This is a genomic window from Methanobrevibacter sp. (assembly GCF_045120835.1).
In the GTDB taxonomy this organism is placed as follows: domain Archaea; phylum Methanobacteriota; class Methanobacteria; order Methanobacteriales; family Methanobacteriaceae; genus Methanocatella.
On the sequence record NZ_JBGVFE010000067.1, the window covers coordinates 1 to 9,787 of the forward strand.

Here is a 9,787-nt window from a genome sequence, read left to right on the forward strand (position 1 = left end):
TATTTATTCTTTTCAATAATTACTTATTGTTCTTTTTATTAATAAAAATTTTGATTCTCTGTCCAACAGAAGTATAACAATGTTATTAAAATCATTGAAAATTTAAAATTCTGGAAAAAACTACTTAAGTTTCGGTGCATGGATTTGTCATGGTTCAAAAAAAAAGAAAATGAAATGATTATTCAATCAACTGTTTCAAATCATTTCTAATGATGGAAGTTGCATCAAATCCTTTAATCGCATCGACCATTTCAGGGAATTTGGCCTTTGGAATCAGTACGTTGATTTGTGAAAAATCGGAACCCGGAGTGATTGTAGGCTCATCGGCGCAAAGCTTGTTATCAATTAAATAGCTTGAAACATCTTCAATTTTACTGTTGGCAATATTGAACTTCACATCAAAATACTTCTTGGCAGTGATTGCTCCAAGAAGCTGCTCGTAAATCATTTTTGCCTTGTCAAGCTTTTCGCCCTTGCAGCTTACTCCTGCATAAAGGCCCGCTGAAGAGTGCAAAATAGTTTCCAACTCTTTTAGTCCTGCCTTTTTAAGGCTGCTTCCTGTTTGGGTATTGTCAACAATCAAATCGGCACCCTTTGCAATGTATACCTCGGTTGCACCATCGGAGTTGATGACCTGAACCATCTCATTGTCTCCATCGGTAAGGCCTCTGACCTGAACGAACGGCACTGCATCTCCGTAAATTTCTTGATAAACTTCGTTTTCCATGATATGCTTTCTTGTTAAATTAGGATATTCTGTGAAACACAATATTGGAGTTTTACGATCCTTATTTGCTTTAAAGAAATCTGATAAGTTTTCATATGGAGAGTCATTAGGAACGGCAACAATAAGGCGAGTTTTACCATAATCCAAATCGCCAATTTTAATGGTATCTGTTTGCCTTAAAACGGACTCTTCCTTTATCCAGTCCTCACCGACAATTGCTATGTCAACCATGCCTCTGTTGAGCTCAACAGGAGTGGATTGAGGCCTGGTCAGGAATGCAACAATATCATCATCATTTGAAATGGTGATTTCATAAGATTCATCACCGGGTTCGTATCCTTTTACTTCATATCCTGCATCAACGAATAATTGATGAGTATTTCCTCTTTTTACATTATTTAAACTTCCCTTTGGAAGTCCTAGAATTATTTTATCTTTCATAGTTATACCTAAAATAAGATTATTCAAATAAATATATAATTATTGTGATGGCAAGTAAAAAAAAAAGTTAGTTGTGATATGATTCACAACTTTGTCTTGACAATGCATGCTTGTGAACATGCATGTGCTTGATTCCGTTTTCGGTTTCGATTTCATCAATTATCTCAATGCCCTCATGGGAATGGGTGTGCTCAGTGTCATTGTGGAAATGATAATGTGAGTGCTCCACATTTTCGGCATCTATTTTTTTAATCGAATCATCGAATTTTCTGTCATACAGCAATGCCGCATTCAGCACAACAAGACATGACCCTGCATTGTGAACGATTGCACCTGTTACGGGATTTAAAAGTCCCAAAACAGAACATACAATTGCTGCAGCATTGATTACCATTGAAATTGTAATGTTTGCCTTTATAGTGAACAGTGTTGAGTTTGAAAGCTTTTTTAGATATGGGATTTTTCCGATATCATCACCCAAAAGCGCAATATCCGCAGCCTCGATTGCAACATCACTTCCAACGGATCCCATTGCCACGCTTACATCGGCAGTCTTGAGTGCAGGAGCATCGTTTACACCGTCACCAATCATGCAGACCTTTTTATCTTCTCTTTTAAGCTTTTCAATCCAGTCAAGCTTTTCCTGAGGCAACAGATTTCCGTATACCTTCCTGATTCCAACCTGGGATGCAAAGTAATTAGCGGTTTCCGTGTTATCTCCTGTAAGCAATATTGTTTCAGTTCCAAGTTCATGCAAACTTTCAATCATGCCTTTGGAATCTTCACGAATCACATCAGACAATCCAATCAAGCCGACAACATCACCATTTAATGCAACGATAATTGAGGCCTTTCCTTCATGTTTCAGTTTATCCAGATAACCATCAACATTTACATCAATATTATTTTCGACTAAGAATTTGGAGTTTCCTGCATATATGGCACCATAAGAATTTTTACATGCAACACCTTTACCGGGATACATCTTAAAGTCTTGTGGCTCTTCAATATCAATTTCAGCCTCTTTTGCATTATTTACAACCGCCTTTGCCAGCGGATGTTCACTTAATTTTTCACATGATGCTGTTATTTTAAGCAAATCCATTTCAGATAAATCTTCACTTAATGAGATAACATCAGAAACCTCTAAATTACCGTAAGTTAAAGTACCGGTCTTGTCAAATACCAACGTATTAAGAGCTCCAAGGGTTTCGAGAGCTTCACCGGATTTAATCAAAACACCATATTTGGTTGCCTGACCAATTGCAGCCATGATTGCAGTTGGTGTGGCAAGTATCAAAGCGCATGGACAGAACACTACCAAAACGGTTACACCACGCCCAATATCGCCTGTTATCAACCATGCGGCAATAGCTATCAATAAAGCAACAGGAACCAGCCATGTTGCCCACTTGTCGGCAATCCTTTGTGTCGGGGCCTGCTTTTCATCGGCAGCTTTAACAAGATCAATCAGTTTTTGAAGTGATGAATTTTCACCTAAGCTGGTAGCCTTAATGTCGATTGCACCATACATATTCATGGTTCCGCAGAATACCTCATCACCTATCTCCTTATCAATCGGCAGAGATTCACCAGTCATGATGGACTGGTCAAGTGAAGTGGTACCGCTTATTATCTCACCATCCACAGGAACGCTTTCACCAGGAAGTATCCTTAATGTATCGCCAATCTTTATGTCTTCAACTGCTACAACCTCTTCTTTTCCGTTTACGATTCTCCTTCCAGTTTGTGGAGTTAAATTAATCAGGTTTCTCAAGCCCTTTTTAGCCCTTTCAACTGTCCAGTCCTCAAGAAGAGCACCTAATGCCATAATCCATGCAACTTCCCCTGCAGCAAAAATCTCGCCAATCATCAGTGAAGCGACCATTGCTATTGCAATCAAAAGCGCAGATGAAATCCATTTTTCACGAACCAATCTTGTCATTGCAAGAAGCAACATTGGAATTCCACTTATTATTACAGTTCCCCATGCAGGATTCAGATAAAGAGGAGTTGAAATTCCAAATATCATAAATATAACTGCAATCAATAGAAATATACCTGAGAGAATAGTCATTTTCAAGCCAAATAAGAAATCAGTTATTTCATCAATCACATCAACCACCTCAAAGTATTACTTTTTTCAAGTTCATTTAAATACCCAGTATTACTAAAAAAATTTTTTAAGGGTCTGGCCAAAAAAATGAAAAAACCTATTAAAAAATCAAAAAGTATTACTTTTTTCAAGTTCATTTAAATACTCAGTATTACTAATATTATTTTTACCCGAACTGATATATAAAAGTATTACTTTTTTTGGGTTCATTTAAATACCCAGTATTACTCAAAAGATTTAAAAAAAAATTACCTTTCATCCAAAAGGTCCAGAATTTTTCTTGCATAAACCCTATCGGATTCCTTCATTTCCTCAGAAAGCTCGGAATATGGAACCATCAGGGAATCCCAACGAACCAACCTCTCCTTGGAATTTTCAACTACGGCAATATCCCCATCATCCAAATCAAAATCAGAATTATCATGTAACTTTGATATTACCCGAAGCAAATCTTCAATTTCACCTGAAAGCGCTCCAGCCCAGTCACACCATTGATCATGTTCCAGTTCTGCCAGTCTTTCTAGAATATCATTATCCATAACAATCACTACGGTTTCATCGCAAGGTCCATTATGCTGAACTTTTCCCCTTCCTTTCTAGGGGAAGGTGCACCCATTCCAAATGCGGAACGTGCAAATTCCTTGTTCATTCTTTTGGAAACTTCACCGAAAATCATTTTATATGCTGTGCACTGAGGATCAACTGCCTCTGGAGTTTGATATGCGACAATTGCATTGTAAGGACATCCCCCTTCACAATACTTGACATATCTACATTTTTTGCAGTTTTCATCAACATAATCCCTGAATTTCTGAAGTTTCGCCCATGCATCAGAGGTTTTCAAATCATCAAAGCTAGGAGAATCACCTACATTTCCCAAAACGTAGTCAGGCATTCCGACAAATCTGTAGCACGGATAGATTGAACCGTCACTTCCAACGGCTAAAGTTGTGCCGATGCAGTCTGCAAAGGTACATAATGTTCCTCTTCTTCTAAGAGAACTTTTGCATATATGGTCCAGATCCATTATCGAGAACTTGTCCAAATCATAAAGGTACTTGTCCAGCCATTCAACAAGAAGCTTTCCATGCTCCTCCTGGTCAAGTGCCCACGGGTCGGCATTGTCTCCCCTAAGTGAAGGCAGTGCAGCATGTATTTTGAGGCTCATCTTCTCCCCTTTGAAAAACTCATACAATTCATCGGAGAAGTCCTTTGAATAATCAGTAACCGTCAAAACAAAGTTAATGATTAGTCCCCTGCTTTTGGCCAATTCATATTTGGACATTGTCCTGTCAAAATATCCATCTCCCCTTTGGAAATCATTGATTTCCTTCGGCCCGTCAATGCTTGTGCTTACCACTACATTATATTTTACAAACAAGTCTATCAAATCCTCATCTAAAAGCCAGATGTTGCTTTGAAGTGAAAATCCTTCAAAATTGTCTATTTTTGAAAGCCTTTCCAGCGCATATTCATAAAAGTCATAGCCTGCAAGGAGAGGTTCTCCTCCATGAAATGTGAAGTGAACCTTGTCATCTCTAAAATCACTTAACCAATCAATGATTTGGTCAATGATTTCCAAATCCATCATTTCCTTTTTGTTTTCAGATCCCCAACAGTATTTGCAGTTTGACGGACAGTTCAGTGTGGGGATAATCATTACGTGAAATGTCATTTTAACCGTGAATCTTATTCAGTTCCATCAGCAGCTGTTTTTTCTCATCAGGATCCATATTTTCATTTACAAAAAAGACATAACCACATTCTTCACATTTAACCGCATTCATTTCAGCGTGAGCCCTATGGTTATCAAGCAATTTTCTTTGAGCAATCTTGTCCTTTGAGCCACATTTCGGACATGGCGCAAGCAATTCTTCAAGTTTCATTTTTTTTTCACCTTAGTTAATATTCTGTTTTTTAACTATATAATTGTATAGATTAATAGAAAAGTTTAAATAAGATGTTTCAATGACTTCAATTTTACAAAATGGCATCAACAAAGATTTAAATACTGGATAGACAAATAATATATTTTTAATTAATAATCAAAGTGATTTAAATGCCTTATGATTACTGCGAGTACCTGAAAGAACAAAAGGAAAGTGACGAGTATCTGGAAACTACCGAACTGGTAAGACAAAAGCTGTGGAGCGAGACAGTCAATTTCAGAATGTCACAGGTGTGGCTAGGAATTGATGAGAGAATCCTAATAATGCTGCATAGAACATTAAGAAACAGTTAACGGTTAAGTATTTTGACAAAATAGCGATAAATCGGAAATCCCACATGCTGAACAAACCATAAAATGTATCTGGAGCCTGGAATCTCAAATTCCTTTTTCACCTTTTTTAACTCGGCAATGATGTCCAGTTTCTGAGGGCATTTCCTTAAACATTTCCCGCATCCGTTGCATCTGCCGGCATTTCCGGAATTTCCCATAATTCCTCCGACATACTGATAGTAATCAATCAGTGACTGGTTGAATAGGCCCTTATGGCCAAATAAATACTTCTCATTGTATATCTTCATGCATTCGGGAATATTGACTCCCTGTGGACACGGCATGCAATAGCCGCATGTAGAGCAGTTGATTTTAAGCGAATCCCTCATGACCCTTTTGACAAGCTCAACGGTTTGCATATCCTCAAGGCTCATCGAAAGGGGAGTCACATCATTTGCGGATTCAAGATTTTCGTCAAGCTGTTGGAAAGTGTTCATCCCCGAGAGAACGCAAGTGACATTTCTGTTGTTCAATACCCATTCCAACGCCCACTGGGCAGTGCTCTTATTTGGATTTGCCTTTTTGAATATATCTTCAGCTTCCTTAGGCATTTTTCCTGCAAGAATTCCTCCTTTCAATGGTTCCATTACCAAGATGCCAATTCCCTTTGATGCGGCATATTCTATTCCTTCCATACTTGCCTGCACGTTTTCATCGAAGTAATTGTACTGAACCATTACGACATCCCAGTCATAGCCGTCAATCAACAGTGCGAATTCCTCCTTCGGCCCGTGATATGAAAAGCCCACATGCCTGATTTTTCCTTCGGATTTGACTTTTGAGATAAACTTGAACAGTCCCCTTTTTATCAGTCTGTTCATTGCCTTTAAATCAACCGCATGAATAAGATAATAGTCAATTGAATCCCTTTGAAGCCTTTTGAGCTGTTCGGACAATATGTTTTCCATATCCTCATATTTTCTGACATTGATAGCCGGCAGTTTGGTGCAGAGCTTGACCTTATCCCTATATTCGCCCTGCAATACCTCTCCTAAAAACGATTCACTGTCCCCATAAAGATAAGCAGTATCTATAAAATTAACACCATTGTCTATTGCATGATAAATAAGCTTTGAAGCCTTTTCACGGTCGATTCTGCCATTTTTTAAAGGCAGTCTCATTGCTCCAAAACCCAAGGGCGAGATTTCCTCACCTGTTTTGGGAATAGTTCTATACTGCATGCTATCGTTTTGTCATCCTGATTATTTTATCCTTTCCGATTTTTAAAAGCACACCGACACCATGGGTAACCGGCCCCTTGGTTGATGAGTTTTCAACATCGTATTTTACTGTTATTGGAACTTCAACGATTCTCAAATTGTTTTCAGCCGCATCGGCTATCATTTCACTTTCAATACCGAATCCCGGATCTCTGAATTTATAGCAAGAAATAGTATCTCCCTTAAATGCCCTGAAACCGCTTTGCGAATCGGTTACGCTTGTTCCGGCAGTGACATTGGTGGCAATGTCCAAAACCCTCTGACCGACACGCCTGTAGGCAGGAGTGTTTTCATCAAATCCGTTGAGATATCTGCTTCCGTTTACAAAATCAGCTTCATCTTTTAAAATCGGTTCAGCCAAAGCAGGAATTTCATCCGGATTGTGCTGTCCGTCGCCATCTATTGTAACAACAATGTCATAACCATCCACCTTTTTAAAGGCATCACGCAGGGAAACTCCCTTTCCAAAATTAGTTTGATGCTTTAGGACAGATGCGCCGGCATCACCGGCAATCTTGGAAGTATTGTCACCGCTTCCATCATCCACCACCAAAACATCATCAGCATATTGGAGTGATTTTCTGACGACCTCCCCAATTGCCGCCTGCTCATTGAAAGCAGGAATTATCACAATGATTTTCATGTTTATTCGATTCTGTAATAGTCCTTCATCCATTCGACGGTTCTTTTAATACCCTCTTCAGGCGGAACCTGCGGGTCATGCTTTAAGTCACGGATGGCTTTGGAAAAGTCAATGGTCTTGACCTTTGTTGTGAAATCCTCAGCAGGAGTGTAGGTTACAAGACTGTCATCAATGCCTACAGCATCCAAAACCATGTCTGAGTACTGCTTGATGTCCCTTTCCCATTCCTGTTTACTTCCGACATTGTAAACCTCGCCCGGGATGAAATTGTCAACGATATTTGCAAATGTTCTTGCAGTGTCTTCAACATAATCAATGATTCTTTTATGACCCATGTGAACGGAATACGGAAGTCCATGTAAAGCCTTGTAAATGAAAATTGGTATGAATCCTTTATATGGTGAGTAGGCTTCATGAGGACCGTAGCAGTTCACCGGCCTTACGCGTACGGTTTCTGTACCGAACATGGTAGCTGAGTTCATGCACATGAGCTCTCCTGCCCATTTGGATATTGCATAGTCATTCATCTGATAGGTTTCTGATATAGGACGCTTTTCCATTACGTCTTCACTCATTATTCCTTCATAATCCCCATAGACTTCCGCTGAGGAGAATGAAATCATCCTGAAACCCAGTTTTTCCTGCAGGCGAATCATGTTTTTTAAACCGATTACATTGGTTTCCCAGAGGTTTTCGTAGTATCCTTCACCGTTCCATCTGCCATATTCGGCTGCAAGGTGGTAAACGTAATCAAACTTGTCATTGTCATCGAATATCCTTTCCATCTGGCGGTAGTTCCTAACGTCTCCCCTGACATAATCTGAATAGGAATCGGAATACAAATCCGCTTCTGCCTCATGGTGCAACAAATCCACTGCCAAAACCTCATGGCCCCTGCCTCTAAGCTCATTGCAGAGGTTGGTTCCTATAAAACCGCTGCCTCCAGTAACTAAAATTCTTTGAGTCTCCATAATTTATGCCTCTCTAATCATTTCCTTCATGTATTCAATCAAATCGTCCTTGGATTCAGGATCATCCATTGCAAATTCGATGGATGTCTTGAGCCATTCGAACCTGTTTCCTATATCATATGTTTTTCCTTCAAAAGTGACACCGTAAATGGCATCCAGTTTTGACAGTGCATCGGTGAGCTGAATCTCTCCTCCAACACCCGGCTCTGTTTCATCAATCTTGTCAAAGATGTCTGCTGTTAAAACATATCTGCCCATTATTGCAAGATTGGACGGTGCCTGGTGAGCCAATGGCTTTTCAACAAGCTTTTCAATATTGTAAACGTTATCTTCAACTTCAGTTCCTTTGATGATACCGTATCTTTCCACCTTCTCTTTAGGTACGGCTTCAAGGGAAATTGCTGAAGCATTATACTTTTCATAAACGTCAATCAGCTGTTTGGTACATGGAGTAGGGCCTTTGGTTATTGAGTCCCCCAAAAGTACTGCAAACGGTTCGCCGCCGACATGCTTTTTGGCACAGTAGATTGCATCTCCAAGACCTCTCTGTTCCTTTTGTCTTACGTAGCATATGTCTGCCAGATCGGTTATCGCACGAACCTGCTTTAATCTGTCATCCTTTCCTGCACTCTGCAAAGTCTGTTCAAGTTCAAAGGATTTGTCGAAGTGATCTTCAATAGACCTCTTGTTTCTACCTGTCACAATCAGTATGTCGTCGATTCCTGAAGCTACCGCTTCCTCAATAACATACTGGATTGTAGGTTTATCATAAACGGGCAACATCTCTTTTGGTTGCGCTTTGGTAGCAGGCAAAAATCTTGTTCCGAAACCTGCTGCCGGAATTACAGCTTTCATAATTTATCACCATATAATTTTAATTATATATAATTTTAATTTATTTTTATATAAATAGATAACTAGTAAATTGTTGAAAAGTGGTTTAAAAGAAAAAATAAGTATTTTAAAAATTGAATAAGGAAAATTTGAAAAGACAAATTTTGACAATCCTTACCCAATTAAATATTTGGCATTCCCTATGACTATATACATCATAAGATGCTATTTAATCATATACTCTTCATAATATATAAAAGTTTCTTAGTTTAATCGATTGCATGATTAAGTCAATATTACAAGATTAAACAATATTATACCAACAAAACAATGTTGATTTTAAAAAATAACAATAATTAAATATAAGTTTGGATAAAAAAATCATTCTAAAACACTAATAATAATATTAAAAAATATTTGGTGTTTAATATGATATTTATCTTTAAAATGCAAGAATACCACAACTTCTGCAAGTTGTGGATGAATTGCACTATTGGGTGTACTGTCTTTTTTAATTAATTTTATTGTATTTTATTTTATTTGCGTTTTTTTGA

General features: G+C 38.4%; 10 protein-coding genes. 1 reads left to right on the forward strand and 9 read right to left on the reverse strand.

The window, feature by feature from the left end; all coding sequences use genetic code 11:
* Positions 1 to 178: 178 nt before the first annotated feature.
* From ACJMLO_RS06460 to ACJMLO_RS06480, 5 genes are all read right to left on the reverse strand, one after another.
* The gene (locus ACJMLO_RS06460) at positions 179 to 1,168 is read right to left on the reverse strand and encodes an ATP phosphoribosyltransferase (protein WP_405295070.1); all 990 of its coding nucleotides are present in this window, start codon (positions 1,166 to 1,168) and stop codon (positions 179 to 181) included.
* Between the two features lie 67 nt (positions 1,169 to 1,235).
* Complete coding sequence (locus ACJMLO_RS06465) at positions 1,236 to 3,284, reverse strand: heavy metal translocating P-type ATPase (protein WP_405295072.1); 2,049 nt, start codon at positions 3,282 to 3,284, stop codon at positions 1,236 to 1,238.
* Between the two features lie 248 nt (positions 3,285 to 3,532).
* The gene (locus ACJMLO_RS06470; protein ID WP_405295074.1) at positions 3,533 to 3,823 is read right to left on the reverse strand and encodes a hypothetical protein; all 291 of its coding nucleotides are present in this window, start codon (positions 3,821 to 3,823) and stop codon (positions 3,533 to 3,535) included.
* An 8-nt stretch (positions 3,824 to 3,831) separates the two neighbouring features.
* The gene (locus ACJMLO_RS06475) at positions 3,832 to 4,959 is read right to left on the reverse strand and encodes a TIGR04083 family peptide-modifying radical SAM enzyme (protein ID WP_405295076.1); all 1,128 of its coding nucleotides are present in this window, start codon (positions 4,957 to 4,959) and stop codon (positions 3,832 to 3,834) included.
* A 1-nt stretch (position 4,960) separates the two neighbouring features.
* Entirely contained in the window at positions 4,961 to 5,170 is a 210-nt protein-coding gene (locus ACJMLO_RS06480) for a TIGR04165 family Cys-rich peptide (protein WP_405295078.1), read from the reverse strand.
* A gap of 173 nt (positions 5,171 to 5,343) precedes the next feature.
* Here ACJMLO_RS06480 and ACJMLO_RS06485 point away from each other — a divergent pair, with 173 nt between their 5' ends.
* Positions 5,344 to 5,526, forward strand: a complete 183-nt coding sequence (locus ACJMLO_RS06485; protein WP_405295080.1) for a hypothetical protein — start codon at positions 5,344 to 5,346, stop codon at positions 5,524 to 5,526.
* On the opposite strand, the gene ACJMLO_RS06490 is transcribed toward ACJMLO_RS06485, so the two are convergent.
* From ACJMLO_RS06490 to galU, 4 genes are read right to left on the reverse strand one after another with little or no spacing between them, the layout of a single operon-like run.
* On the reverse strand, positions 5,523 to 6,746 hold the full coding sequence (locus ACJMLO_RS06490; RefSeq protein WP_405295082.1) for an aldo/keto reductase: 1,224 nt from the start codon (positions 6,744 to 6,746) through the stop codon (positions 5,523 to 5,525). The genes ACJMLO_RS06485 and ACJMLO_RS06490 overlap by 4 nt on opposite strands.
* Position 6,747: 1 nt before the next feature.
* Positions 6,748 to 7,428: a glycosyltransferase family 2 protein gene (locus ACJMLO_RS06495; RefSeq protein WP_405295084.1), complete on the reverse strand. Its 681-nt coding sequence runs from the start codon at positions 7,426 to 7,428 to the stop codon at positions 6,748 to 6,750.
* Between the two features lie 2 nt (positions 7,429 to 7,430).
* Entirely contained in the window at positions 7,431 to 8,399 is a 969-nt protein-coding gene (locus ACJMLO_RS06500) for an NAD-dependent epimerase/dehydratase family protein (RefSeq protein ID WP_405295086.1), read from the reverse strand.
* A gap of 3 nt (positions 8,400 to 8,402) precedes the next feature.
* On the reverse strand, positions 8,403 to 9,254 hold the full coding sequence (galU, locus tag ACJMLO_RS06505) for a UTP--glucose-1-phosphate uridylyltransferase GalU (protein WP_405295088.1): 852 nt from the start codon (positions 9,252 to 9,254) through the stop codon (positions 8,403 to 8,405).
* Between the last annotated feature and the right edge of the window lie 533 nt (positions 9,255 to 9,787).